This is a genomic window from Pleomorphomonas sp. PLEO, from assembly GCF_041320595.1.
Classification (GTDB): domain Bacteria; phylum Pseudomonadota; class Alphaproteobacteria; order Rhizobiales; family Pleomorphomonadaceae; genus Pleomorphomonas.
In genome coordinates this window covers 1,620,412-1,645,472 of the sequence record NZ_CP166625.1, presented here as the reverse complement: position 1 = coordinate 1,645,472, position 25,061 = coordinate 1,620,412, and the positions used below count along the sequence as shown (strand labels likewise).

Below are 25,061 nucleotides of genomic sequence, written 5' to 3'. Positions count from 1 at the left end.
GTCCTCCGTCTTGTCGTTTACTTGCCGGCGTCCGCGAACACCTGGCGGGCGATAGAAATGGCGGTGTTGGCGGCCGGCCAGCCGGCGTAGAAGGCGAGATGAGTGATCATCTCGACAATCTCTTCCCGACCAAGGCCGTTTTCCGGCCCGAGTTTCAGATGATATGGCAATTCATTGACCCGGTAGAGCGCCACCAGCGTGGCGATGGTGATGAGGCTGCGGTCGCGCGGGGCAAGGCCGGGCCGCTTCCAGACATCGCCGAACAGCACGTTGTCGGTAAAATCGGCGAGCCCTGGGGCAATGTCGCCGAAAGCCTTCCGGGCAGGGCTTTGTTCCTGAGGCATGCTTGGGTCTCCTTGATCAATCGGCCAGCGCCGGCTCGCCGAGGGCGCATTTGAGCTGCCACTCAAAGCCAGCCAGGGTCTTGGCGTCGGCGCCCATGGCGGAGAAGAAAGCGAGCGGCGGCAGGTAGCGCATGCCGACATAAAGCGCACTGGCTTTGAGCGGTGTCAGCACCTCGTCGATGGTGCTCTCGATGAGCCCCTCGGCTGAGTAGGTGTGCTCGGTGGCGCCGGCCGTCACCACGGCCTGCAACGCCTTGCCTTTGAGGGCCGTGCCGTTGGGGCCGAAAGCCCAGCCATAGCTCCAGACTTCGTTCAGATAGGCCTTCAGCATCGGCGTCAGATTGAACCAGTGGATCGGGAACAGGAAGACGATCCGCTCGGCCGCCTCCACCGCCCGCTGCTCGGCGGCGACGTCGAAGGCGGCGGTATCATCGCCATAAAGCGCTTCGAGGTTGCGCACCGTCACGTCGGGCAGGCTCTCGGCGGTCTGTTGCAGCGCCTTGATGGCGGCGGAGCGGGCAAAATAGGGATGGGAAACGATCACAAGCGTTTTCATGGGAGGCTTTCTGGAAGTGGCAATCGCGGACCTTCAACGCAGCCCCATATTCGCCGTTCGCCCTTTTCGGCCCGAGGTCCTCTGCCTGCGCAGAAGAAGACAATTTATATAACAAAAACATATATATAGAACTGTCATCAACTCTGTTGGGCATTGAGGTCTCTCAGTCTTGCATTGAGGATGACGATGATCTTGCGCATGAGGGCTCCGATGGCGACGATTGGCTTCTTTCCGTTTTGAACAAGGCGTTGATAGACCTCACGTAATGGTCCCTTTGCGTGGCTTGCGGCCAGGGCTGCCATGAAGAGGAGACGACGCACCTCAGAGCGTCCACCGCGCATCGTCCTGTGTCCCTTGAACAGACCGCTGTCATTGGCGTGTGGGGCCACGCCGGCCAGCGAGGCCGCCTGCCTTCGCTGCAGGCTGCCCAGCTCTGGCATGTGGGCGAGAAGAGCGATCGCGGTCAGCGACCCGACACCGGGCAAGCTCTGCATTTCCCGGAAGGCAGCCTTGAGCTGCGGGGTTCTGTCGATCAGCGCCTTCGTCTCCGCCTCAATGGCTTTGATCTGGCGGACGATGGCCCGCAGGATGGCGTCACAGGACGCCTTGATCACCTTGCTGGCCGGCGCTCTTGCCCGGTTCTGCTCGGCCACCTTGAGGGCAACCAGGTCCTCGCGCCGGGCAACCAGATCGGTCAAGATCTTCTGGTCGGCCTCTTTCGGCAGGAAGAGGGAAAGCCGATCCCAGCGATCCTGCCCGTAGCGGGCCAGCGCTTCGGCATCGAGAGCGTCCGTCTTGGCCAGGGTGCCGAAGGAGCGGATAAAAGCCTTTACCTTCAAGGCATCCACCCGGTGGCAGGCAATGCCTGCGGCCATCAGTTCGGCCACAAGGACATGCTCATGGCCACCGGTCGGCTCGCAGACCGCAAGGTCTATCCGCTCAAGACTCTTCAGAAAGCGGCGGATGGCGGCGGCGGTATTGTCGATGACGCAAGGCTTCGGACAGGCAGACGAGGAAAGGGCTTGGAAGACCGTCAGCGTGTCCTGGGAGACATCGAAGCCCAGAACGATCTCGGGAGCCTTCTGCAAAAAGGTCATGATGTGCTATCCTTCCCAAGTTAGGCCACCATGAGCTTCGGATTGTTCTCGGGCGTGGGTCTGATCGGCAAGGGTCAGCCCCCAGAGACCCCATCAACTCTCCAAGCGAATGATGGAAGATGGCAGGGAGCCTTGATGACAACGGGTGAAAACCCGATCCTCCGCACGGTCGCCTGCCACCGGCCTCTCCGGGGTCGTCAAACCAACCGGCCGGAGAGGCCGCCTTCATCTTAAGACAACGCAGACGAACAATCCTCCGCGAAGGCGGGGGACCTCAGGCAGGATGAGGCGCTGTGGCTGCTATAGGTCGCGGACCAGAACCTTGCGATTGTTTGGGGGAAAGAGGATTGTTCAGGCTACGGCTTCCACGAGATACGCGTCGCTTGTCGACGCCCCGAGGCGAATGCCGATGATCTCTTGATAAACCGGCGAGGCGTACCAGGCCTCGGCCGCTGCCTTGCCGGGAAATTCGAGGATCACCGTCATGCCCGCCGGCGCTTCGCCCTCGACGGCCGTGGCCGGGCCACCCATCAGCAGGCGCCGGCCGCCGAAGGCAGTCACCGTCGCCATCGCCGAGGCGAGATAGGGCGCGATCGCCTCGTGGTCGTCAATGGTGGTGTGGAAGATGAAATAGGCGGGCGCGGACATTGAACTTCTCTCTGCCGTTGGGGCTCGGCAGCTATATAAGTCAGCCCTATTGATGATCTGAAGACGCCGTCGGGTTGGTGATTACATAACCTGACATTGATAATAGACAGACGAGTGCGTCGGCCGAGAGCCTTGCCACGAGAGTCAGCCATGGATTCCACCCAGCGCGTTCGCGCCATCCTGTCCTTCATCAACGCCGCCGATGCCGGCAGTTTCGCCGGCGCCGCCCGGGCGCTGAGCATTTCCTCGGCCGCCGTCAGCAAGAACATCGCCGGCCTCGAGAAGGCGCTGGGCGTCCGGCTGATGAACCGCACCACCCGCACCCTCAACCTCACCGAGGAAGGCGAGACCTTCCTGCGTGAGGCGCGCATCGCGCTGGCCGCCCTCGATCAGGCGGCCGAGGCGGTGATCGCCCATCGGGCCACGCCGACCGGCCGCGTCCGCATCTCCACCAGCGTCGGCTTCGGCCGCGAGCAGTTGACGCCGATCCTGCCCGGCCTCATCGATCAATACCCCGGCCTTGCCATCGAGGTGGATTATGACGACCGGCTGGTCGATCTGGTGCACGATCGATACGACATGGCGCTGCGCGGCGGCCACATCGCCGATAGTTCCCTGATCTCCCGGCCGGTCTGCCAGATGAACCTGGTGCTGGTGGCCTCGCCCGGCTATCTCGCCGCTCACGGCACACCGCGCACGCCGGAAGATCTCGGCCGGCACAGGCTGCTGACGCGCCGTTTCCTGGGCGGCCGGGTGTCGCCGTGGAATTTCCGCGCCAGCGATGGCAGCCTGACAACGCTCAACACCGAGCGGGCCGTGCTCACCCTGTCCTCGCCCGAAGCGCTGACGGCGGCGGCGCTCTCCGGCGCCGGCGTCGCCGAAGTGGGCGTCCACCATGCCTGGAAACATCTGGTCGACGGCTCACTGAAAGCACTGCTGCTTCAAAGCCACCACCCCGGCGGCTTCGAAATGACGCTGCAATACCCACACCGGGCCCTGATCGCGCCGCGCGTCCGCGTTACCGTCGATTATCTCCTGACGGCCTTCGCCGGCATGCAAGAGCTGCGCGTCCCGCTTTCCGCCCTGCGTCAATTCGCGGCGTGAAGGCCGGACTCCACGGCCCTCGTTTCTCTTCAGCGAGGTGTGGCCACCCCACCATACAACTCGAAATATAAGCGCGATCATCTGATCACGCAGTTTGAGAAAACAGACCGGAGACCTGCATAGGCACGCGGCAGACCCAGGGAAAAGCGCTGGAAGCCCCCACGTATTCCGCCGGAAAGAGGCTCAACCGCCGGCTACAACCTGCGGCATCAAATCGCCGATCAGAATTTCCCAACGCCACACACGCAGGTGGCCAAATTGATGGCAACGCAACCGACAACACATCTTCGGCGCGCAATTTCATTCTTTACCGACGGGTATCGAATTCAAATATAGACTCATAAAAAATCTCAGAACGACATGCATAAAGCCGAATAAGTCTACAAATTAAGAAAAATTTTACCATCAAAAACCCAAACATAACACCACGAAGACATTCGTTTGACTATAAGCCATCCATAGGAAAATAAAGATATGTGACGTTACCCTGAGGGGGAGCACCCCAAAATCACCAACAGACCTATAATATATATCCAGATATCGCCCGGTTTTTATGTGAACAATACTTAGTTTGAAAGGGGTCCTCGCGTATCTACATATCACTCCCATCAGATAGCGGGGCACTTCATCAGCGCCATGGCCTGTCATAAATACCAGTACCCACGTCTTTTTCCCTCAACCAGTCTATCTATACACAGCGTTAACAAAACAAATACCTTTTTATATTAATTGAATTCCATGCTGTTCCATCGGGGGTGAAGTTATGGATCGCCTGAAGATTTCCCACAGGCTCTACGCGGGCTTTGGCCTCGTAACCTTGATGCTCATCGCCGTCGCAATGGCCGGCTATGTATATCTGACGGACTCCTCGGCCTACACCAAGGAGTCTGTACGTGTTTATACGTTAAACCTCAACATGGAGATGGCGCTGAAGCAGATCTCCATGGGCCGCGCCTCCTTCTACGAAGCGCTGGCACAACCCAAGCGGCAAGCCGAGATCTTCGACCGCATGGGCAAGGCCTTCACAACCGCCGAGGCCAAGCTCGACGAAGTAGCTGCGAACACGCAGGATCCCACGCGCAAGGCGAAGGCGGCCGACATGGCGTCGACGCTGAAGAGCTATCATGCTGGGGTTAAGACGCTGGCCGACCAGATCATGACCGGAGACACCGGCGCCATCAACTCCAACCTGCGCTCCGAGCTGGCGGCGATCTACCCGCAGATCGACGCGCTCGGCACCGAGCTGTCGACCAATTACGGCCAGCTCGCCGAACAGGCGGGCAAGGCCGGCATCGATGGGGCCGCTAGCGGCGTCGTCATCGAACTTAGCATCGGCGTCGTCGCTGCGCTGGTCGCCGTCACCATCGCCTTTGTCAGCGCCATTTCGGTGATGCGGCCACTTGGCATCGCCATCGCCTACGTCCAGGCCCTCGGCCGGGGCGAAAAGAACTTCGTTGTGACCATCGCTGCGCGGCGCGACGAGTTCGGCATTCTCGGCGGTGTGCTGGAGAAGTGTCGGCAGAGCATGATCGCCGACGAAAAGGCCCACGCCGAGCGCGAGGCCCGCGAGCATATAGAGCGCGAACATCTGCAACAGCGCCAGAAGCTGGCCGACGCGTTCGTCGCCGAGATGACGGGTCTGGCCTCCAACTTCGCAGAGTCCTCGGCCGAGATCGCCGACAGCGCCCACGGCCTTGCCGCCACCGCCGAGGAAACCGCCCGCCAGGCGCAGGCCGTCGCCGCCGCCGCCGAACAGGCCGCCAGCAACGTGCAGACGGTGGCCGCCTCCTCGGAAGAAATGGCCGCCTCCGTGCACGAGATCAGCGCGCAGGTCGATCACTCGGCTGAAGTCGCCGACCTGGCCTTCGGCGAAGTGCAGGCCTCCAACGCCCGCATCTCCACCCTCGCCTCCTCAGCCGCGGCGATCGGCGACGTCGTCAACATCATCCGCAACATCGCCGAGCAGACCAACCTTCTGGCGCTCAATGCCACCATCGAAGCGGCGCGGGCCGGCGAGGCCGGCAAGGGCTTTGCCGTCGTCGCCGCCGAGGTCAAGCAACTCGCCGACCAGACGGCGCGGGCAACCGGCGACATCGAGACCAAGATCGGCGAAATCCAGGACGCCACCAACAACACGGTCCACTCCATGACCTCGATCGTCAAGACGATCGCCAACATCAAGGAAGTGGCGTCTGCCATCGCCAGCGCGGTGGAAGAACAGGGCGCGGCAACCAACGAGATCTCCACCAACTGCCAGCAGGCGGCCATCGGCACCAACCAGGTCACCGAGAACATCGCCGGCGTCGGCCAAGCCGCCGAGATGACCGGCGCCGCCTCGACCCAGCTGATGAACCTGTCCACCGGCCTATCGACGAAAGCCCAGAACCTGAAATCGGTGGTCGAGACCTTCGTCGTCAAGTTCGCGGCGGCCTGAGACAGCCGGGTTCCGCGACAATCGAAAGCCGGCGACACCATCGCCGGCTTTCGTGTTTTGGAAGGGTAGTCCAGAGAACGCACCCCCATCAAAGGGTGCTCCTTGCGCCTCTTGGCGCATGGCATAAGCTAGGGAAATGATGTCCCCCTGCCCCGTCTATCTCTTCCGAAGTCCCGCGTTTGCGCCATCCGGCGACACGGTCGTCAGTCTCGCGCCGCTCGACCGGGTTGTCGCCGTTTACGGCGGCGGTGGCATTTGGGGAGAAGGCGGGTTGTCTTCGGCCTTTGGCGGGGTGGCCGTGTTCAAGAACGACACGTCCGGCGAACGTTTCGTCGGCGTTTGGGGTTCTCGCAACGCTGCCCGTTTCCGCCGCGAGCTTCAGGCCCATATGCCGACCGCCATTCACAAAGAGGCACCCGACGCCCGGCTTGTCTTTCGGCAGGCCGAGGGAGAACGGCCTGAAAAAGCAGGTCGGAGCTGAGGGGGCGCCCCGCGCCTTTGTGCCAGGCCCACCTCAACCAACGACAATGGCCCGAGGCGTACGCTCCGGGCCAGGTCTCGCCAGTAACACGACGGATATCTTCCGATGCCGATCCTCAGGCTGCCTTGAGCTCGGCGACAAAGGTCTCGACCGCCCGCTGCAGCTCGGTGGTTTGCGTCTCAAGGCCGTCCGACAGCGCCATCAGCTGTGTCGAGGCCGCGCCGGTCGATTCCGCCGAATGGCCGACGCCCGAGATATTGCTCGTCACCTGGGCGGTGCCGTGGGCGGCGCGCTGGCAGTTCTGGGCTATCTCGTTGGTGGCCGCGCCTTGTTCCTCGACGGCTCCGGCGATCGATGCGGCAATATCCTTTACGCTGGAAATCGTCCGGACGATTTCCACCATCGATTTGACCGTGTCCTCCGTTGCCTTCTGGATTTCGGCAACCTTGGCTGAGATCCCGTCGGTCGCACTGGCCGTCTGAGCGGCCAGCTGCTTCACTTCCGAGGCGACCACCGCGAACCCCCGGCCGGCATCGCCGGCCCGCGCCGCTTCGATGGTCGCGTTGAGGGCCAACAGGTTCGTCTGGTCGGCAATGCCGTTGATGAGGTTGACGACTTCGCCGATCGCAGCGGCGGCCGTCGCCAAGGTGGCGATGCGCTTGTTGGAGGCTTCCGCCTCGGCGAACGCGTCGTCGGCGACCTGTGCCGAATGCGTCACCTGGCCGTTGATCTCATGAACGGAGGCAGCCAACTCTTCCGAGGAGGCAGCCACGGTCTGCACATTGGTCGTGGCATCCTCGGCCGCCTTTGCCACGGCTTGTGCTTGGCGCGTCGTCTCTTCGGCAGTCGCCGACAAATTCTTGGCCGCGTCGGCCACTTCACCGGAGGAACGCGCAAGGCCGGCCACCAGCAACTGCATCCGGGCGACGAAGGCGTCGGCGTTGGTCGCCCGCCTCGACGTCCGGTCGCGTGCCAACGCCTCGGCGCCAGCCTGTTCAACCCGCCTGAGATCCGCCTCGCCGAGCATCTTGCGCAGCACTTCCAGCGTTTTGGCGATGGCTCCTACCTCGTCGCGGCGCTCGGTACCTGCGACGGCGGCGCCAAGTTCGCCGCGCCCCATCGCTTCCATCGTTCCCATCATGACACGAATCGGCGCCACAAGGCCGCCGCGCACCAGCCCGACCGCAAGGCCGATCACCAACAGCGTACCGAGAGCGATCATGCCAATGGTCAACGTCACGGTGAAGGTTACCTGCTGTTGAGCGGCCTCGGACTGCGTGCCGAGGTATTTGGCGAGCCCGATATAGACCTTGGACGCGTCTGCGAAGACCTGCTCAAGCGCCGGCGCGCAGGTGGACTGCATCGCCGTCATCGCCTTGACCGTGCCAGCGGCATCCGTTGAACTGGCAGAAAGGCTTATGGTTTCGGCGCAGGCGCCGTCCATCGCCACCTCGTAGGATCGGCCGACCGCCGCCGTGCCCGCCGCCTCGGTCGGGGCGAACTTCACGGCTTCGGCGATCCGGTCCTTGAAGCCCTGCCGCACCTCCACCAAGGCCTTGGCCGCGGCGGAGTTGCCGGCATCGGTCGTCGATACGGCGTAACGGTAGATCACCACTTGGGTCTGATAGATGATGCGGCCAACGCGGGCCAGCGCCAGCACGGCCTGGCTGGGGCCATCGAGCAGCGTCACGTAGCTGCCGCTGATCGTCCGCATCTGAGAGGCGGAATACAGGGCTCCGCCAAGGCTCACGGTGCCGAGCAACAGCAGGAGACTGATGACTTTCCAAATCATCGACCAATTTTTGAACGACATCGAACCAATCCTCCGGGCCCACACCATTCGGCATGGCGGCACTGGTACGCTGTGCGCAAGATGTTAATTTCGAAGAAATTCGAGATCAAAATAAAAAATGATGGCAGTCAATATAACTTGAAAGTAATATACATCGATCCGGCATACATTTCGCTCTCAAGATAAATTTAAATAGACAATAGTGCTATTTTCGTTTTTACCGAAAGGCGACGTATATTTCATAGAATTTATCTTTAACCAGAAAATAACCTTTTACGATTTCGAAATGAAGCCGGCGTGGATGGCCAGTGCAACCGTTGACGCGCAATCGGCCATAGCCCCCTTTATCCTCCCAACACCAGGCTGCCGGCGATTGTCCACATGATCACCGCGATGGCGCCCTCGAGCAAGCGCCACGCCATGGGCTGGACGAAGATCGGCCGGAGCTTGGTCGCGCCATAGCCGAGCGAGAAGAAGAAGCCGAAGGAGGCCGTCATGGCGCCCAAGGCGAACGCCGCCTCCCGCCCCGGATATTGGGTGGAGATGGTGCCGAGCAGCACCACCGTGTCGAGATAGACATGCGGATTGAGCCAGGTGATGGCAAGGCAGGCCACAAGCGTCGGCATCAAGGGCGTTGCCCCGTTGGCTCCGCCGACATCGAGCGCCCCATGCGAACGCAGCGCCGACATCAGGTTCCTGACGCCATAGAAGGCCAGGAAGGCGGCGCCGCCGAAGCGCATCACCGGATCGAGCCACGGTAGCACCGCCGCGATGCGGGAAAAGCTGGTGACGCCCAGGATGATCAGCGCCACATCGGACAGCGCGCACGTCAGGCAGACGGCGAACACGTGGCCGCCCTTCAGGCCTTGCCGCAGCACGAAAGCATTCTGCGCGCCGATGGCGACGATCAGGCTCAGCCCCATGCCGAGCCCGGAGAGATAGGCCGAAAAATCCACAAACGCCCCCTGTTTACGAGGCTTGCAGTAGCCATACCCAGGGGGTTAGACAAATTAATCCTTCTTACTCTGAATTAGCCGAGCTAACCGATGATCGACTATTCCGCTGCGCTTGCCGTCGCCGCCATTGTCCGCACCGGTAGCTTCGAGAAGGCCGCCAAGGCGCTCTCCGTCACGCCCTCGGCCATCTCGCAGCGGGTGCGCCTTCTGGAAGAGCGGCTGGGTGCCGTATTGGTCGAGCGCGGCACGCCCTGCGTGGCGACCGAAAAGGGCGCCTGGCTCTGCCGCCATGTCGAGCTGGTCGGCATGCTGGAAAACGACCTGTTCGAGCGGCTGCCCGGCCTCGGCGACCCCTTGTCCGGTCCGATCACGCTGGATATCGCCGTCAACGCCGACAGCCTCGGCACCTGGTTCATGCCGGCGGCGGCGGCCTTCACCCAGAGTTCCAAGGCGCTGCTCAAGATCGCCGTCGACGATCAGGACCATACGGCCGACTGGCTGCGGCGTGGCCACGTGGTGGCCGCCGTCACCTCGCTCGCCAAGCCGGTGGCCGGCTGCAAGACCAGCCCGCTCGGCCGCCTGCGCTACCACGCCACCGCCAGCCCGGATTTCGTGGCCCGCCATTTCCCGAACGGCGTCACCGCCGAGGCGCTCGCCCAGGCGCCAGCGCTGACCTTCAACCAGAAGGACGGCCTGCAACAGGATTGGGCGATGACAACGCTTGGCGCAACCGAGCCCGGCCCCACCCACTGGCTGCCGTCGACGCAGGGCTTTGTCGAAGCCGCCCTGCTCGGCATGGGCTGGGGGCTCAACCCCACCCAGCTCGTCTCGGGCCACCTCGCCACCGGCCGCCTCGTGGAGCTGGTACCCGGCGCCACTCTGGACGTGACGCTCCACTGGCAGGTGAGCCGCCTCGTCTCCAGCCAATTTCCGGAGCTATCCCGCGCGGTGCTGGCAGCGGCGAAGGCGGCGCTGCTGTGAGAGGCCGCCCCATGGCGCTCGTTACGCAGCGGCGACTTTCTTGAGGAACTGTTCGACGGTTGTCCTGAGTTCGTCCGAGCGATCCGTCACCTTGTTGGCGGAGCCGAGAACGTCCGTCGCACAGCGGTTGGTCTCTTGCACGCCACGGGAGACGCCGGCCATGGCGCGAACCACGTCTTTGGCGCCATTGGCCGTTTCCGTGACGTTCTGGGAGATTTCCTGCGTTGCCAGGCCCTGCTGTTCGACGGCGGCGGCGATCGCCGAGGTAAATTCGTCGATTTCGCCCATGATGTGGGTGATCTCGCGAATGGCCGACACCGTTTCTCCCGTCGACGTCTGGATGTTGGAGATCTGCTTTGAGATGTCCTCGGTGGCTTGCGCCGTCTGCGAGGCCAGCGACTTGACCTCGGAGGCCACCACCGCGAAGCCTCGCCCGGCTTCACCGGCGCGCGCCGCCTCGATGGTGGCGTTGAGGGCCAGAAGGTTGGTCTGCCCGGCGATGTCGGAGATCAGCTGAACGACGGTGCCGATGCGATCGACCGTTTCGGCCAGCCCATCGACGCGGCGATTTGTCGACGTCGCCGCTTCCGTGGCGCTACGAACGACATCCTTGGTCGTCCTCACCTGGCGCGAGATTTCATGGATGGAGGTTGAAAGCTCCTCGGCGGCCGCCGCGACCGCTTCCGCGCCGGCAGCGGCTTCCTCGGATGCCGAGGCGGCGCTGGACGCCTCCTCCGAGGTCGAATCCGCAATGCCGTTGAGGCTGGTCGCGGTCTTGGCCATCGCCCCGGCGGTGGTCGAGACTTCGCCGAGCGATAGCGTCACATCGCCACGGAATCCGCCGATGAGTTCATCCACCCGACGCTGGCGGTCGAGCTGCTTCTGGTTTTCCTGTTCCTGCTCGGCGCTCAGCTTTTTGCGCTCGATGATGGCATCGCGGAAATAGGCCACGGCATGCCGGATGGCGGCAATCTCCTTGAGACCGCCCGCCGCCTCTAAAAAGAGGTCGGTGTTGCCGGTGGCCAGCGTCCGCAGTTCCCTGACGGCGCCAGCCAAGGGCTGCAAGATCGAGCGCACGATCAACAGCGACAGGACGGCTGCGACGAGCAGAAGCAGGCCGCAGATGCCGCCGAGAACCGCCGTCATGCGAGACGTCCGGGCGTCGAGATCGTCGACGTAAAGTCCCGTTCCCACGACATAGCCCCACGGCTTGAATAGCTTGACGAAAGACCGCTTCGGAAATAGCGCCTGTGCGGCGGCGCCGGGCTTTGACCACTGATAGCTGTAGGATGCCTCCTCGCCGCCGGCAGCGGTGATCGCCTGGTTCATGCCGACGAAGATCGCGGTCCCGTCGCCACTCTTGTAGGAGGTGAGATCCGTTCCATTCAGGCTGGTGTTGATCGGATGCATGATCATGGTCGGGCGCAGATCATGAATCCAGAAATAGTTGGTTGCGTCGTAGCGCATCGTCCCGATCGCGGCGAGCGCTTGCCCCTTTGCTTCGACCTCGGACAACTCGCCTTTGACGACCCTCTCCTGGTACCCGGACAGGATGGCGTAGGCGCTGTCGACGAGATTCTGCAGCCGGTGATCCGTCTCGGTGTAAAGCGTCGAGCGAAACTGGACCACCGAATAAACAGAAAGCAACATGAAGCAAATCATCAAGATGCCGACAACCGCGAACAACCGACCACGCACAGTGTTCATTTCCAGCTCCGGAAATTGTCGTTTGAATCCAGCTTGCACAGTGCGGACGTAAAAAAGAATAACCTGTAAAGAAAATAACGGATGGGGTTATTTTGTGATTGCAAGAAATCACAAGTGCTTCCCGTCCTGGTAGGAATGCCATTGTTATTTTGAGATATAGTATAGGCCCTGATAGACCTTCGATTCGAGCATCATCCGACCGGAGTGAAACGAGGATCGATAAGATGATGCTTCCAAACCAAGAACTTAGAGCGCCGATCTGATTCAATCAGATCGGATAGCGCTCTAAGCCTGCCGACACACCTGGTTCGGCAGAGGAGGAAGCGTCACCCTGAGGCCGATTGGCAATAACAAGAACAGCCGCCCCGATACACGCGGAGGCGGCTGCCTTGACTATGCCAAGAACTATAAATTTCGGCGACGGCCCTAAAACTAAACTAACCTTATTCGGGCGGAAGCCAGCAAGCCCACCCGTGCAATAAGGCCGACGATAACGGCGAATTCGGCCATGAGTACTACGGAATTCCGTGGTACGTCGTCAGAGGGAAACGACAAAATACACCATGAAATCAACCGGATGAAACGCGGATCGCGTGACGCGGCAACCTCCCGGACGCGGCGGTCTAAATCGAAATAGCTCCGAGCTGCACCGCCCTGAGGACGGCGACCACCTTGTCGTTGCAGCGCAGTTTCCGGAAGATCTGCCGAAGATGGTCGTCAACCGTGTCTTCGGTTATGCCCATGATGTCGGCGATATCGGCGCGCGTCTTGCCCGTCGCGGTCCACCGCAGAACCTCCTTCTGCCGCGCCGACAGCCGTATTTGCGGAAGCTGCGGATTGGGAAGCAGCGAGGTGTAAACCAACTGGAACTGACCGGCCATCGCATAGAGCTGGCTGAGATGGTCCCTGCCAAACGAGTGGCGATCCGCGCTGGCGAACCCGAAGCCGATGAGATCGCCATATCCCAGATGGATGGCCGCGGCGGCGCCGGCTTTCAGCCCGGCGTCACGGGCTTCGTTCATCACCCTTACTTCGTCCTTTGACAGGGAATGCGTCTTGGAAATGGACGCCCAGTCAAAGATTCCGCTTTTCTCCCAGCCAATCCGGTAGATGGGGTCAAAGGTAATGTAGTTGTGGCTCACATAATGATTGAGCCAATCGCCAGGGTAGTTCGACAGGACCGCGTGACCGGCAATGTCATTTTGATGATGGACATAGCTGAAAGCAAACATATCAATGCCCAGCCGGGCAAGGTAATCGCCGAAGACGGAGCTCAGCTCCCCATAATTTCGGCACTTGTTGGACTTCTCGATGAACTCCTGAAGCACCTGATGATGGGGCTGAGCAACCATCTGGATTATCGCATGAAGCGTCGACTGAATGGCGGGCGGATACGCAAGCGATCGGCGACCTTGGTGGTGCCGGATAGCCAAACACGGACCATACAATTGAGAGAGTCGATCATGGTGTCTCGCGCTTGACGTGTGATGTTCAAGGTATAGCCCCCCGGCAAAAATGCAGCCGTAAATGCACGTACCTGGCGATCGAAAGCCGCGAATTGTCGGAGATGCTTGGCGTTACCGGCACATGCGATGTCAGCCCTGTCGCCTGCCGAACAGAGCCGGCGATTGGCTCATCTCATCCTTGTGTCGTCGGACGAATGCGCGGTATGGGTCGGGCAGCGGCAAGATGATTTTCCGATTGAGACTGCCCTAACCATGGACTTCACAACCACGACGCTATCGTCCACTCGCCTGCGGCTCACGGCTTTCCAAGCCGAGGACGCGGCGGAGATTTTCGCCGCCGTCACGCCGACGCTCACCCGCTTCATGGCATTTGATCCATCGCCGTCGTTCGACGCCTTCTCCGAAGTCTCCTCGGCCTGGTTTGCCAAAATGGCAAGCGGCACGGACCTCTTCCTGGTGGTTCGCCTAGCGCTGACCGGAGAATTCCTCGGCCTCGTAGGGCTGCACAACATCGGCGATGAGGAGGCGGAAGCCGGCGTCTGGATCAAGGAGGCCTCTCACGGCTTCGGCTACGGCCGGGAAGCCGTCTCGGCACTGGTCGGCTGGGCAGCGGGAGCGACCGGCGTGCAGCGGATCACCTACCCCGTTGTCGAATATAACCACCCAAGCCGGCGTGTGGCGGAGAGCCTGGGCGGCGTGGTTGTGGGGAGCCGACGCCTCAGGAAAACGGACGACCTCGATCATCCGACGGTGATTTACCGCATTCCAGTGCCTCGGTCCCAGTGACCGCCGCGCCGAACGTTGTATCACCGCCGCCTCCATGTTACCCATCCCCCATGGACAACCTTCGCGCCCTCGCCCCGTCGATTATTCCCGCCATCGATTGATTGGTGGGTGCGCGTTATTGTTCTTAGCAACCCGCCCGCGAGGCGGGTTTTTTGTGCCGTCTCCGGGCCGAACTTGGAGATGAAACATGGCCGAACATGAATTGAGGCAGCTGATCGAAGCCGCCGACCGGGCCATCACCGCCGAGGACTTCGACGGCCTGATGGAGTTCTACGCCGACGACGCCACGCTGGTCGTCAAGCCCGGCCTCAACGCCACCGGCAAGACGCAAATCCGCAAGGCCTTCGTGGCGATCGCCGCCCACTTCAAGAACGCGCTGAAGGTGCGGCAAGGCCGGATGCAAGTGATCGAGGGCGCCGACAACACCGCGCTGGTGCTGATGGAAACGCTGCTCGACGTGGAGGGCCAAGCGGAACCGATCGTCCGCCGGGCGACCTACGTCTTTCGCAAGTCGGAAGCCGGCCGCTGGCTGTGCGCGGTGGACAATTCCTACGGCACGTCGCTGCTCGACGGCTGACGACAAGCATCGGCGGCCGGCAGCGTCTGGCCGCCAGCCGATCCTAGATCGCCGCGAGCACTAGAACCAGATAGCGATGCCTGATTACACCTTTGTACACATTGTTGCAGATTATTCGGCCAGCTGACACTACATCACCCTCAACGAGACGGCCGGACGGGCCGGTTTTTACCGAATATTGGCCGGTAGAGCCTAAAGCACCCGTATCGGTGGCCTGTCTCTAGGGGTGAATGATGAGCAAGATTTCCGCCACGCTGGGGCTGTTCAACCTCCTGCTGCTGGCCGTGTTTGCCGCGAGCGCTATCGGCATCGCCGGCATTTCCAGCACGGCCGGCATGGGGCTCGCCTTTACCCAGCTCACCGGCTTTCTGTCGCTTGGCATGATGGCCTTCGCGGCGGTCCTGTCGACCCGGCAAAAGTGGCTCGAACCGAGCTTGGGCGGGCTCGACAAGATGTACCGGCTGCACAAGTGGCTCGGCATCGGCGCGCTGGCCATCGCCGTCGTTCACTGGCTGGTCAGGACCGGCGGCGGTCACCGCCCGCCGGTGGAAGCGGCCGCCGCTGCGGCCAATGCCGTCGCCTCGACCGTTACCGCCGCCGCCAGCGCCGCCGCGCCGGTGGAGCGCGTAATCGACCCGGCCGTCGCCGCCACCCAAACGCTGTTCCCCAGCCTGATGGGCCTGGCCCACATGATCGCCCAGCCCGTGCTGTTCCTGCTGATCGCGCTGATCGCCGCCGCGCTCGTCAAACTCATTCCCTACCGGATCTTCCAGAAGCTGCACTTCGTGATGGCGGCGGTGTTCCTTGTCTTCGCCTTCCACGCGCTGGTGCTGATGCGGCCGGAATACTGGCCCACGCCCTTCGGCTGGGCCACCGTGACGATGGCGGTGACCGGCTCGATCGCCAGCGTCTACTCGCTGGTCCGCCATTTCATCGGCTTCCCCGGCGCCGAGGCGCGGGTGGTCGAAACGCACTACTACCCCGAGCTCAAGGTGCTGGAGGTCGATCTCGAAGTCGACGAGAGGTGGAAGGGCCATCGCCCCGGCCAGTTTGCCTTCGTCGTCACCGACCTCAAGGAAGGCGCCCATCCCTTCACCATCGCCACCTCCTGGAATCCGGCCAATCGCCGCATCGGCTTCATCGCCAAAGAGCTGGGCGACTTCACCTCCGGACTGCGCCGCGAGTTCCACAAGGGCGCCCGCGTTAAAATCGAGGGCCCCTACGGCCGGTTCACCTTCGACAGTGCCAAGCCCTGCCAGATCTGGATCGGCGGCGGCATCGGCATAACGCCCTTCGTTGCCAAGATGCGGGAACGCGCCGGCACCCCCGCCAACACCCAGATCCACCTTTTCCACACCACGCGCCAAGTCTCCGAGGACGCCCTCAACCGGATGCGCGCCGATGCCGACGCCGCCAGCGTGGACCTCCACGTCCTGGTCAGCCCGCGCGACGGCCACCTCGACGCCAAGCAGATCATGGAAACCGTTGCCGACTGGAAGGACGCCAGCTTCTGGTTCTGCGGCCCGACCGGCTTCGGCGCCATCCTGCGCAAGGACCTGGTCGGCGCCGGCCTTCAGCCAGCCGACTTCCACCAGGAACTGTTCGAAATGCGCTGATCCCTCGTCGGCGTCCCCACGCCGACCAGTTCTTCACCATCATGCCGATGAGCACCGCCAGCAGCAGCGCCGCCACCAGCGCTTCGGCGAAGGCGAACGGCGCGGCGACATAGCACTGGCTGTGAAACGGCGGACGCAGCGAATTGCGCGTCCCCCGCAACGCGTTCCGCCGGATGAGCGCCACCGCCATCATCAAGGTAAAAAAGCCGCGCGCGTGCCTGTCAGCCCTTCAATATTTGCTGATCTGGCAGGACGCTCAAGATGCTTGACAATGACAGCCGACAGGAAGAATTGGGTTCTGCGCGGCCCTCGCCGCCGCACGAACCAACAGAAAGATCATGGACAGTCACAGTCGATCTAGTCGCAACCGCGCGAACCGCGCCGACGAGTGAGCCGTCCCCGGCTCGCCCAGCGCGTTTCGTGCCTGAGGACGAGCCAATGCCAAGCAAGCTGTTTCTACCCCGGCTGACACGCCGCCTCCTTTCATCTCCGAGCCAGTCGCTTTCCGGTCGAAGACCGGAAGCCTGACCCCGACGCGCCGCCTTTTTCGCGACATGGCTCTGGCCTCTATCGGTCAGGAGATGATTCAATATGGTTTTTCATAATGTTAGGCCGGCCGCCGTCGGCCGCGGCCTTGTGCCGAACATCTTCGACGTCGCCGCCCTGGTTCTGGTCCTCGGCCTTCTGGTGCTGATCGCCTATGGCGTCGATCAGGCCGACGGTTCGCTGACCGCCATGGCCGGCTCCCCCATCAGCCTCGACCCCTGGTACCTGCCCGAATATGCGCTGCGCACCACGCTGCGCATGCTGGCCGCCATGGTCTGGTCGCTGGCCTTCACCTTCGTCTACGCCACGGCGGCGGCGAAAAGCCGGCGCGCCGAAATCGTGCTGATCCCCATCCTCGACATCCTGCAGTCGGTGCCGATCCTGGGCTTCCTCACCTTCACCGTCGTCTTCTTCATGGGCCTGTTTCCCGGCCGCGTGCTGGGGGCGGAGCTTGCCTGCATCTTCGCCATCTTCACCAGCCAGGCCTGGAACATGACCTTTTCCATGTACCAGTCGCTGCGCAGCGTGCCGAAGGATCTCGACGAGGTGTCCCAGAGCTTCCACCTGTCGCCGTGGCAGCGCTTCTGGCACCTCGATGTCTCCTTCGCCATGCCGGGTCTGGTGTGGAACGCCATGATGTCGATGTCCGGCGGCTGGTTCTTCGTGGTCGCCTCCGAGGCGATTACCGTCGGCGACACCACGGTGACGCTGCCCGGCGTCGGCTCCTACGTGGCCGAGGCGATCCACCAGCAGAACCTCTCGGCCATCGGCTGGGCGGTGCTGACCATGCTCGCCGTGATCATCTGTTACGATCAGCTGCTGTTCCGGCCGATCGTCGCCTGGGCCGACAAGTTTCGCGTCGAGCAGACGTCCTCCGGCGAAGCGCCGTCCTCCTGGGTGCTCGACCTGTTCCGCCAGACGCGCTTCCTGCGTGCCCTGTCGCTGATGATCACCGACGCCTTGCGCGGCGTCGGCCGCTGGCGCCTTCGCCTGCCGCCGGTCCCACGCCTATCGTTCAGGCTGCGGCTATCCGCTCGCCTCATTGACGGTCTGTGGCTGGCCGTCGTCGTCATCGGCACCCTCTACATCGGCTTCGAAGTGGTGCGCTTCGTCGGCGCCAGCCTCAGCTTTGTCGACGTCGGCGAAGCCTTCGCAAAGGGCGTTCTGACGCTGATCCGCGTGCTGGTACTGATCGCGCTCGCCAGCCTCGTCTGGGTGCCGATCGGCGTCTGGGTCGGCCTGCGGCCGCGCGTTGCCGAGCGGGTACAGCCGCTGGCCCAGTTCCTCGCCGCCTTCCCGGCCAACATCGCCTTCCCCGCCGTGGTGATGCTGATCGTCAGCTTCAACCTCAACGCCAATATCTGGCTGAGCCCGCTGATGATCCTGGGCACCCAGTGGTACATCCTGTTCAACATCATCGCCGGCGCTAGCGCCTTCCCCTCCGACTTGCGCGATGCCGCCGCCAGCTTCCATGTCACCGGCTGGCGCTGGTGGCGCAACGTCATCCTGCCGGGCATCTTCCCCTACTACGTCACCGGCGCCATCACCGCCTCGGGCGGCTCGTGGAACGCTGCCATCGTCGCCGAGGCGGCCAGCTGGGGCAGCCACAAGCTGACGGCCACCGGGCTCGGCTCCTACATCGCCGAGGCGACGGCGGCCGGCAACTTCCCGCGCGTCGTGCTCGGCATCGCCGTCATGTCCTTCTTCGTCACCCTCACCAACCGGCTCGTCTGGCGCCCGCTCTATGGCTACGCCGAACGCCGCCTGCGCATTGCTTGACCTGTGGAAAGGTTCCCGATCATGACCATGACCACCTCCTCCACCGCCACTGCCACTGCCACTGCTGAAAAGCTGATCGATGTCCAGGCCGTCAGCCGGGTGTTCCCCAAGGCCAATGGCGAGGACCTCCTGGTTCTCGAAAACGTCGACCTGACCATCCGCTCCGGCGAGATCGTCGGCCTGCTCGGCCGTTCCGGCTCGGGGAAATCGACGCTTCTCAGGATCATCGCCGGCCTATCCTCGCCCTCCACAGGCGTTGCGCTCTATCGCGGCAAGCCGATCTCCGGCCCACCGCGCGGCCTTGCCATGGTGTTCCAGTCGTTCGCGCTGTTCCCCTGGCTGACCGTGCTGCAGAACGTCGAACTCGGCCTCGAAGCGCTCGGCATCGACGCCGACGAGCGGCGGCGCCGCGCGCTCGAAGCCATCGACCTGATCGGCCTCGACGGCTTCGAAAGCGCCTATCCCAAGGAACTATCGGGCGGCATGCGCCAGCGCGTCGGCTTTGCCCGGGCGCTGGTGGTCCACCCCGACATCATGCTGATGGACGAGCCCTTCTCGGCGCTCGACGTGCTGACGGCCGAAACGCTGCGCACCGACATCATCGACCTCTGGGTCGAGGGCCGGCTGCCGATGCAATCGGTACTGATCGTCACCCACAACATCGAGGAAGCCGTGCTGATGTGCGACCGCATCCTGGTGTTCTCCTCCAACCCCGGCCGCATCGCCTCGGAGATGAAGGTCGATCTGCCGCATCCGCGCAACCGCCTCGACCCGACCTTCCGCAAGCTGGTGGACAGCATCTACGCCCACATGACCCGGCGCGAAGAGCCGAAGACCACGGCGGGAGCCGGCATCCCCGGCACCGGCGTCGGCATGGTGCTGAACCCCGTCTCCACCAACGAGATGGCCGGCCTTCTGGAAGCGCTGGCCGCCGAGCCCTTCCACGGCCGGGCCGATCTGCCCGTGTTGGCCGACCGGCTGCAAATGGAAGCCGACGAGCTGTTCCACCTCGCCGAAACGCTGCAACTGCTCCGCCTGGCCAACCTCAGCGAGGGCGACCTGCTACTCACCGAACCCGGCAAGACCTTCACCGGCCTCGGCACCGACGACCGCAAGAAGCTGTTCGCCCAGCATCTTCTGTCCTACGTGCCGATCGTCGGCCTGATCCGCAGCGTGCTCGACGAGCGGCCGACCCACACCGCCCCCTCGGTGCGCTTCCGCCAGCAGCTCGAAGACTACATGTCGGAAGACTATGCCGACGAGACGCTCAAGGCGGTGGTGGCCTGGGCGCGCTACGCCGAACTGTTCGCCTTCGACGAAAACGCCGACATGTTTAGCTTGGAAAACCCGGAGTAACGCCCTCGGGGGGCAGGGTTCGTGTTTTTGTGAGCAATGCATCAACATTTAACATCGCGATCAAAGGACGAGAAACAGGTCCTGTATTATACGTAGGATCTGCTGATCTCCCCCGCGCTTGGAGACGCACCCAAGTCCGTCAGCCCGCCCCTCTCTACGCAAGGCGGTCATCCTGTATTTTTGAGTTTTCTCTAAAAGCCTGGAGGGTCGCCGCATGCAAACCGCCGCCCGTCGCCTGGCTCGGTTGGCCAAGTTGCAAGGCCGTCCGGAGAGAGTCTCCTACGGCCCCGTCGAACTTGAGGTGACCGATGTCGAGCGGGCCGTGTCCTTCTGGACCTCGGCCCTCGGCATGGTGCCAAGGCCGGCAGCGGACGGCGTCGCCCTCGGCACTCGATCGGAAACGCTGCTCATCCTGCATGGCGGCGCCACGCATCCGGCCCAGCAGCGCCGCCACACCGGTCTTTTTCACATCGCCATCGGCGTGCCCGACCAGGTGGAATTCTCCCGCCTGTTTGCCCGACTGATCGGCAACCGTATCGACGTCTCGCCGGACGACCACCTGATGTCGAAGGCGCTCTACTTTCACGATCCCGACGGCATGGGCTTCGTCATCGCCTACGAAACGCCGGAGCGCTTCGGTCGCTTCGGCGATTTCGTGCACAGAGTGGAGCTGTTCGATCCCGAAGGGCGCCCCCATCCGGGCCGTGCGCCGCTCAATATGATCGAGGAACTCGACCATGCCCGCAATGCCGACCTCGACGCCGGCCTCGCCGATGCCGCGCGCATTGCCTATATCAACCTCAGTGTTCCGGACCTCGCCGCCGCGATCGCCTTCTATGAACGGCTGGGCTTCGTCCGCAATCTGACGCTGCCGCACATCGGCTTTGCCGATCTGGGCGCCGGCAGCACGTTCACCCATCGCATCGGGCTCAATACCTGGCTCGGCTATGACAGCGCGCCTCCCCCAAGGGCAGCGCCCGTCTCAGGCGCTTCAGCCTGCACGTCGCCGATCGGGAGGTATTTGCGGCGGCGAGCCGGCTGGCGGACGCCTCCATTACCACCGGCGGACTTCGCTTCACCGACCCCACCGGCATCGAGCTGACCCTTATCGCCCCAAGGCAGGGCTGATACCAAGATGCATTGAAATGCCTCTTGGTATTCTGCTTGCCGATTTCTCATGCCCCTGATGCAAATGAGAAATCGGCAATGGTTCCATGAGCGGATGCATCAGCCTCTTCGCGAATTGGTATGAAGGGAGCCGGAAACGGCGCTCTTTGGAGCATGGGCCTCGCCGTCTTCCGTCACGGCGAAATAAATCGGCGGCGGTAGCGAAAAAGTCAGCAATCCGCCACATCGATTCGTGACAGAAAGGCGCATGTCCTCAGCCGTGAGAAGAGCCAACTGAATGAATGATGCCTGCGCCGCCAACAGCCGCCGCCGATCCGCCCCCCTGCTCCTCGGCGCCGCGCTGGTGCTGGCCGGCTGCGCCTCGGTTCCCCTCAAGCAAGGCGGCACGCTCTCCAATTACGACCGGCTCGGCAAGGAAAGCGGCATGCTCGGCAAGTCCCGCGCCTATGTCGACAAAGACGCCGTGGCCGGCGCCAAAACGGTCCGCATCCTGCCGGCCACCTTCTCGCCCCAGGCAATCGCCAGGGTTCCGGCCAACGGCGACCGCGATCTGGTGACGCGGGCGCTCGACCGCGCCGTCTGCGTGGCGCTCAGCGACAAGTATCAGGTGGTGGCGCCCGACCAGCCGGCTGACCTCACCATCCGCAATTCGGTGATCGACGTGGTGCCGACCAACAAGACGATGGCTGGCGTATCCGCCGTGACCTCGCTGGGCAGCGGCTTCGTGCTGCCGGTCAGCATTCCCCGCATTCCCATAGGGCTCGGCGGCGTCGCCATCGAGGGCGAGGCGCTCGACAGCGGGCAAATCCAGCGCGCCGCCATTGTCTGGGCGCGCGGCGCCAACTCCATCACCAACAACCCGAGCGTATCCGATGTCGGCGACGCCTACAGCCTCGCCGCCTCCTACGGCGGCGACTTCTCCGACCTGATCATCGCCGGCAAGGAACCCTCCCTGATGGACTTCCACCTGCCGACCCTGGCGCGGATCGGCTCCTTCTTCGGCGGCCAGCCCAAATATCCGGCCTGCGACACCTTCGGCCGTGCGCCCGGCGTGCCCGGCATGGTCGCCGGCATGGTCGGCGCCCCGCCGCAATGGACCGACAAGCCGCCCGAGCCGAGGCAATGACCCTCGGCCGGCGGCTCTTGCCGGGCCAAACTCAGATTTGATTCGAAGCCGGCTAATCAGCTACGGGGCCGGCCGCGTTGGGCAAACGGCGACCAAAACTACAATAAATCTTGAGGCCGCCGAACCAGATAGACGTTAATACGGAGGGTGATAACCGCCTTGGTTGCAGATTTGCGCCTTGCCCCTTCTTACCTTGTCGTTTCTTGGTTGCAGCTTGCGGAATTCTACACTTCGTTAACGGGTTCCGCTCCAGGATCGCCGCGCTTAGGAGACTGCGCATGGCGACCTCAACTGCTTCACTGAATTCAACTTTTTCCCCCGGCGCCGCGTCGGGATCCCCTCGGTCGACAACGGTGTCATCCCAGGGGGATGTTAAGGGGCTTGTCGCCAGCCTGTTCGACGCCACCGCGCCGGAGCGCCGCCTTGCCGACCTCCTCGCCGGAGGCACCGATCTCGGCGCGCTCGCCGCCGGCGTGGAAGCCCACATGGCCGCCGCGCTGCCGACGCTGATGCGCAAATCGCCCTTCGCCTTCGGCCGCTCGGGCGCCGCCTCCGACCTCTGCCTTGCTTATGCCAAGGTGATGACGGCGCTGGAACGCGCCATGACCGAGCGCCGCGTCAGCGCCGAGAGCGAGACGCTGCGCGCCTGCTTCACGCGGCACTCCATCGGCCGCATCGCCGCCACCATTTCCGACGTCAACGCCATCGCGGTGGAAATGTCGGGCCTCGCCTACAACATGGGCGACCTCACCACCAGTTCGCAGGCGATGGCCAGTTCGACGGCCGAGATGGTGGCCTCGATCGGCGAGATATCCAGGGCCAGCCACGAGGCGTTGAATGAATCGCGCAGCGCCTCCGATGCCGCCATGCAATCGACCGCCGCCGTGGAAAAGCTGCGCGCCGCCATGGGTAACATCAGCGCCACCACCGACGAGACCAAGGCCAAGGTGACCGAGCTCGAAGCGGCCTTCGACCAGATCGCCCAGATCCTCTCCGTCATCGACACCATCGCCAACCAGACCAACCTCTTGGCGCTCAATGCCACCATCGAAGCGGCGCGGGCCGGCGAGGCCGGCAAGGGCTTTGCCGTGGTCGCCTCCGAGGTGAAGGTGCTGGCCAACCAGACGGCTAGCGCCACCGAGAACATCAACGCCCGCATCGAGAGCATGCGCCAGGTGATAGAGGGCATGACGGACGCCATGTCGCACACCAACACCGCCGTCGCCACCGGCGGAACGGTGATCGACGAGGTGTCGGGCGCCATGAGCACCATCGGCGAGCGCGTCGCCACGGTGCTGACGCGCATCGACTCCATCGCCGCCGTGCTGGAAGAGCAGCAGGCGGCCAGCGCCGAAATTGCCACGTCGGTGGACGCCGCCGCGTTCCTCGCCCAGCACAATCAGTCGCTGCTCAAGCAGATGGCCGACAAGGTGGAGACCAGCAACCAGCGCAACGCCGATGAATCCAAGGCGCTGTTCCAGGATTCCGTCGACCCGGCCATGCTCTTGGAAATCGCCAAGATCGACCACGTGCTGTTCAAGAAGAAGGTGATCGACACCCTGCTCGGCTACGGCAACTTCCTCAGCGCCAAGGTACCCGACCACCACTGCTGCCGCCTCGGCCTGTGGTACGACAAGGTGACCGACCCCAAGATCAAGTCGCTGAGCGAATTCCGCTCCATCGAGCCGGCCCACGCCCGCGTCCACCAGGAAGCGGTGGCCACGCTGAAACTGTTCGAAGCCGGCCGCCACAAGGACGCCCTCAGCCATCTCGCAGAGCTCAACGAGGCGGGCGACGAGGTGTTCAAGCGGCTGGGGGATCTGGGGAAGACGGCGTTTAGCTGTGAGTGAGGGCGCGACCTCGGGTCACGTTCAACGCAAGGGGGCCGCGCCCGGCGGAAGTCGGCGCGGCCCATTGTTTTCCATCTGATCTCAAGCGCTCCGGCACACCGTCCATTCTCCTCTACTGACATCCCCCGGCGAGTCCACGCGCCATACAGAACCGTGACTCAGCCAGGGAGATTGCATTGAAGCTCTTCATGTTTCAGGTCGGCGGCAATTTCAGGAACTCGAACGTCGAGTTGCACGACATCCGCTTTTCGATCGGCGACAAGGTCGAGGACTGCTTTGCCGACCTGAGGGCGCAATGGTGGGGCGACAAGGCAAAGTTCCACGTCGACTGCTGGGCCGCCATCGAACAGGCCGACGGCCATGACATCACGCTGCGGACCACGGCGCCCGAGCCCACGCCCAACCGGCTGTTCTTCATCAACCTCGGCGGCTACGACCCGGCCGAATTCACCGAGCAGCACAAAAACGTGCTGATCGTCGCCGAAGACGCCAACGCCGCCAAGGCCAAGGCGCTGAAGCTGGTGAAAGGCTGGAAGCAGCCGCACAAGGACAAGCTGTTCGAAGTCGACCAGGCGGTAGATCTATCGGCCGCGCTCCGCCAGTACGGCCATTTCATCCACCTGACCAAGGCCAGTGAGATGAAGCCGTTCGAGTTTACGGCGGATTATATCCTGATCGACAAGGCCTGAGGGCGGGGAGCCAAGGAAGCGCCGAAACGCCTGCCTCCGAAG

The 25,061-nt window shown here is 63.0% G+C and carries 21 protein-coding genes; 13 read left to right on the top strand and 8 right to left on the bottom strand.

Features of this window, described 5'->3' with window-relative positions; translation table 11 throughout:
- Window positions 1–17: 17 nt before the first annotated feature.
- From AB6N07_RS07405 to AB6N07_RS07390, 4 genes are all read right to left on the bottom strand, one after another.
- The gene (locus tag AB6N07_RS07405) at window positions 18–344 is read right to left on the bottom strand and encodes a carboxymuconolactone decarboxylase family protein (protein WP_370677161.1); all 327 of its coding nucleotides are present in this window, start codon (window positions 342–344) and stop codon (window positions 18–20) included.
- A 16-nt stretch (window positions 345–360) separates the two neighbouring features.
- Entirely contained in the window at window positions 361–900 is a 540-nt protein-coding gene (locus AB6N07_RS07400; protein ID WP_370677160.1) for an NAD(P)H-dependent oxidoreductase, read from the bottom strand.
- A gap of 137 nt (window positions 901–1,037) precedes the next feature.
- Window positions 1,038–1,997 (bottom strand): IS110 family transposase, encoded by a 960-nt coding sequence (locus AB6N07_RS07395; RefSeq protein WP_370676023.1) that lies wholly within the window; start codon window positions 1,995–1,997, stop codon window positions 1,038–1,040.
- A gap of 351 nt (window positions 1,998–2,348) precedes the next feature.
- Window positions 2,349–2,645, bottom strand: coding sequence for a DUF1330 domain-containing protein (locus AB6N07_RS07390; RefSeq protein WP_370677159.1), 297 nt, complete (start codon window positions 2,643–2,645; stop codon window positions 2,349–2,351).
- A gap of 150 nt (window positions 2,646–2,795) precedes the next feature.
- On the opposite strand from AB6N07_RS07390, the gene AB6N07_RS07385 reads away from it, so the two are divergent.
- The 3 genes from AB6N07_RS07385 to AB6N07_RS07375 all read left to right on the top strand — a co-directional run bounded on the left by AB6N07_RS07385 (window position 2,796) and on the right by AB6N07_RS07375 (window position 6,664).
- Window positions 2,796–3,749, top strand: a complete 954-nt coding sequence (locus AB6N07_RS07385) for a LysR substrate-binding domain-containing protein (RefSeq protein WP_370677158.1) — start codon at window positions 2,796–2,798, stop codon at window positions 3,747–3,749.
- Between the two features lie 763 nt (window positions 3,750–4,512).
- A complete protein-coding gene (locus AB6N07_RS07380) occupies window positions 4,513–6,183 on the top strand; it encodes a methyl-accepting chemotaxis protein (RefSeq protein WP_370677157.1) in 1,671 nt (556 codons plus the stop codon).
- A gap of 139 nt (window positions 6,184–6,322) precedes the next feature.
- Window positions 6,323–6,664 (top strand): hypothetical protein, encoded by a 342-nt coding sequence (locus AB6N07_RS07375; RefSeq protein ID WP_370677156.1) that lies wholly within the window; start codon window positions 6,323–6,325, stop codon window positions 6,662–6,664.
- A 115-nt stretch (window positions 6,665–6,779) separates the two neighbouring features.
- On the opposite strand, the gene AB6N07_RS07370 is transcribed toward AB6N07_RS07375, so the two are convergent.
- Together AB6N07_RS07370 and AB6N07_RS07365 are read right to left on the bottom strand one after the other, a co-directional pair.
- Window positions 6,780–8,477, bottom strand: coding sequence for a methyl-accepting chemotaxis protein (locus tag AB6N07_RS07370; RefSeq protein ID WP_370677155.1), 1,698 nt, complete (start codon window positions 8,475–8,477; stop codon window positions 6,780–6,782).
- 323 nt (window positions 8,478–8,800) lie between these two features.
- The gene (locus tag AB6N07_RS07365) at window positions 8,801–9,412 is read right to left on the bottom strand and encodes a LysE/ArgO family amino acid transporter (RefSeq protein ID WP_370677154.1); all 612 of its coding nucleotides are present in this window, start codon (window positions 9,410–9,412) and stop codon (window positions 8,801–8,803) included.
- A 90-nt stretch (window positions 9,413–9,502) separates the two neighbouring features.
- Between AB6N07_RS07365 and AB6N07_RS07360 the strand changes: the two genes are divergently transcribed.
- Window positions 9,503–10,393 carry a LysR family transcriptional regulator ArgP gene (locus AB6N07_RS07360; RefSeq protein WP_370677153.1) on the top strand — a complete coding sequence of 297 codons (891 nt, stop codon included), beginning with the start codon at window positions 9,503–9,505 and terminating at the stop codon, window positions 10,391–10,393.
- Window positions 10,394–10,414: 21 nt separating this feature from the next.
- Here AB6N07_RS07360 and AB6N07_RS07355 read toward each other — a convergent pair whose 3' ends face one another.
- Together AB6N07_RS07355 and AB6N07_RS07350 are read right to left on the bottom strand one after the other, a co-directional pair.
- Window positions 10,415–12,100 (bottom strand): methyl-accepting chemotaxis protein, encoded by a 1,686-nt coding sequence (locus AB6N07_RS07355; RefSeq protein WP_370677152.1) that lies wholly within the window; start codon window positions 12,098–12,100, stop codon window positions 10,415–10,417.
- Between the two features lie 623 nt (window positions 12,101–12,723).
- Window positions 12,724–13,533: an autoinducer binding domain-containing protein gene (locus AB6N07_RS07350; protein ID WP_370677151.1), complete on the bottom strand. Its 810-nt coding sequence runs from the start codon at window positions 13,531–13,533 to the stop codon at window positions 12,724–12,726.
- 285 nt (window positions 13,534–13,818) lie between these two features.
- Here AB6N07_RS07350 and AB6N07_RS07345 point away from each other — a divergent pair, with 285 nt between their 5' ends.
- The 9 genes from AB6N07_RS07345 (at window position 13,819) to AB6N07_RS07305 (ending at window position 25,019) form a co-directional block, all read left to right on the top strand.
- Entirely contained in the window at window positions 13,819–14,352 is a 534-nt protein-coding gene (locus AB6N07_RS07345) for a GNAT family N-acetyltransferase (protein WP_370677150.1), read from the top strand.
- A 187-nt stretch (window positions 14,353–14,539) separates the two neighbouring features.
- On the top strand, window positions 14,540–14,929 hold the full coding sequence (locus tag AB6N07_RS07340) for an SgcJ/EcaC family oxidoreductase (protein ID WP_370677149.1): 390 nt from the start codon (window positions 14,540–14,542) through the stop codon (window positions 14,927–14,929).
- Window positions 14,930–15,162: 233 nt separating this feature from the next.
- Window positions 15,163–16,545: a ferric reductase-like transmembrane domain-containing protein gene (locus tag AB6N07_RS07335; RefSeq protein ID WP_370677148.1), complete on the top strand. Its 1,383-nt coding sequence runs from the start codon at window positions 15,163–15,165 to the stop codon at window positions 16,543–16,545.
- 591 nt (window positions 16,546–17,136) lie between these two features.
- Window positions 17,137–18,870: an ABC transporter permease gene (locus tag AB6N07_RS07330; RefSeq protein WP_370677147.1), complete on the top strand. Its 1,734-nt coding sequence runs from the start codon at window positions 17,137–17,139 to the stop codon at window positions 18,868–18,870.
- A gap of 21 nt (window positions 18,871–18,891) precedes the next feature.
- The gene (locus AB6N07_RS07325; RefSeq protein ID WP_370677146.1) at window positions 18,892–20,226 is read left to right on the top strand and encodes an AAA-associated domain-containing protein; all 1,335 of its coding nucleotides are present in this window, start codon (window positions 18,892–18,894) and stop codon (window positions 20,224–20,226) included.
- 214 nt (window positions 20,227–20,440) lie between these two features.
- A complete protein-coding gene (locus AB6N07_RS07320; RefSeq protein WP_370677145.1) occupies window positions 20,441–21,328 on the top strand; it encodes a VOC family protein in 888 nt (295 codons plus the stop codon).
- 303 nt (window positions 21,329–21,631) lie between these two features.
- On the top strand, window positions 21,632–22,480 hold the full coding sequence (locus AB6N07_RS07315; RefSeq protein WP_370677144.1) for a DUF3313 domain-containing protein: 849 nt from the start codon (window positions 21,632–21,634) through the stop codon (window positions 22,478–22,480).
- Between the two features lie 278 nt (window positions 22,481–22,758).
- Window positions 22,759–24,330, top strand: a complete 1,572-nt coding sequence (locus AB6N07_RS07310; protein WP_370677143.1) for a methyl-accepting chemotaxis protein — start codon at window positions 22,759–22,761, stop codon at window positions 24,328–24,330.
- A gap of 176 nt (window positions 24,331–24,506) precedes the next feature.
- Window positions 24,507–25,019, top strand: a complete 513-nt coding sequence (locus tag AB6N07_RS07305) for a DUF1543 domain-containing protein (RefSeq protein WP_370677142.1) — start codon at window positions 24,507–24,509, stop codon at window positions 25,017–25,019.
- Window positions 25,020–25,061: the final 42 nt, after the last annotated feature.

Excerpts from the sequence above, each read along its gene's own strand:
- AB6N07_RS07405 (WP_370677161.1), bottom strand. The coding sequence starts at position 344 with ATGCCTCAGGAACAAAGCCCTGCCCGGAAGGCTTTCGGCGACATTGCC.
- AB6N07_RS07400 (WP_370677160.1), bottom strand. The coding sequence starts at position 900 with ATGAAAACGCTTGTGATCGTTTCCCATCCCTATTTTGCCCGCTCCGCC.
- AB6N07_RS07395 (WP_370676023.1), bottom strand. The coding sequence starts at position 1,997 with ATGACCTTTTTGCAGAAGGCTCCCGAGATCGTTCTGGGCTTCGATGTC.
- AB6N07_RS07390 (WP_370677159.1), bottom strand. The coding sequence starts at position 2,645 with ATGTCCGCGCCCGCCTATTTCATCTTCCACACCACCATTGACGACCAC.
- AB6N07_RS07385 (WP_370677158.1), top strand. The coding sequence starts at position 2,796 with ATGGATTCCACCCAGCGCGTTCGCGCCATCCTGTCCTTCATCAACGCC.
- AB6N07_RS07380 (WP_370677157.1), top strand. The coding sequence starts at position 4,513 with ATGGATCGCCTGAAGATTTCCCACAGGCTCTACGCGGGCTTTGGCCTC.
- AB6N07_RS07375 (WP_370677156.1), top strand. The coding sequence starts at position 6,323 with ATGTCCCCCTGCCCCGTCTATCTCTTCCGAAGTCCCGCGTTTGCGCCA.
- AB6N07_RS07370 (WP_370677155.1), bottom strand. The coding sequence starts at position 8,477 with ATGTCGTTCAAAAATTGGTCGATGATTTGGAAAGTCATCAGTCTCCTG.
- AB6N07_RS07360 (WP_370677153.1), top strand. The coding sequence starts at position 9,503 with ATGATCGACTATTCCGCTGCGCTTGCCGTCGCCGCCATTGTCCGCACC.
- AB6N07_RS07355 (WP_370677152.1), bottom strand. The coding sequence starts at position 12,100 with ATGAACACTGTGCGTGGTCGGTTGTTCGCGGTTGTCGGCATCTTGATG.
- AB6N07_RS07345 (WP_370677150.1), top strand. The coding sequence starts at position 13,819 with ATGGACTTCACAACCACGACGCTATCGTCCACTCGCCTGCGGCTCACG.
- AB6N07_RS07340 (WP_370677149.1), top strand. The coding sequence starts at position 14,540 with ATGGCCGAACATGAATTGAGGCAGCTGATCGAAGCCGCCGACCGGGCC.
- AB6N07_RS07335 (WP_370677148.1), top strand. The coding sequence starts at position 15,163 with ATGAGCAAGATTTCCGCCACGCTGGGGCTGTTCAACCTCCTGCTGCTG.
- AB6N07_RS07330 (WP_370677147.1), top strand. The coding sequence starts at position 17,137 with ATGGTTTTTCATAATGTTAGGCCGGCCGCCGTCGGCCGCGGCCTTGTG.
- AB6N07_RS07325 (WP_370677146.1), top strand. The coding sequence starts at position 18,892 with ATGACCATGACCACCTCCTCCACCGCCACTGCCACTGCCACTGCTGAA.
- AB6N07_RS07320 (WP_370677145.1), top strand. The coding sequence starts at position 20,441 with ATGCAAACCGCCGCCCGTCGCCTGGCTCGGTTGGCCAAGTTGCAAGGC.
- AB6N07_RS07315 (WP_370677144.1), top strand. The coding sequence starts at position 21,632 with ATGAATGATGCCTGCGCCGCCAACAGCCGCCGCCGATCCGCCCCCCTG.
- AB6N07_RS07310 (WP_370677143.1), top strand. The coding sequence starts at position 22,759 with ATGGCGACCTCAACTGCTTCACTGAATTCAACTTTTTCCCCCGGCGCC.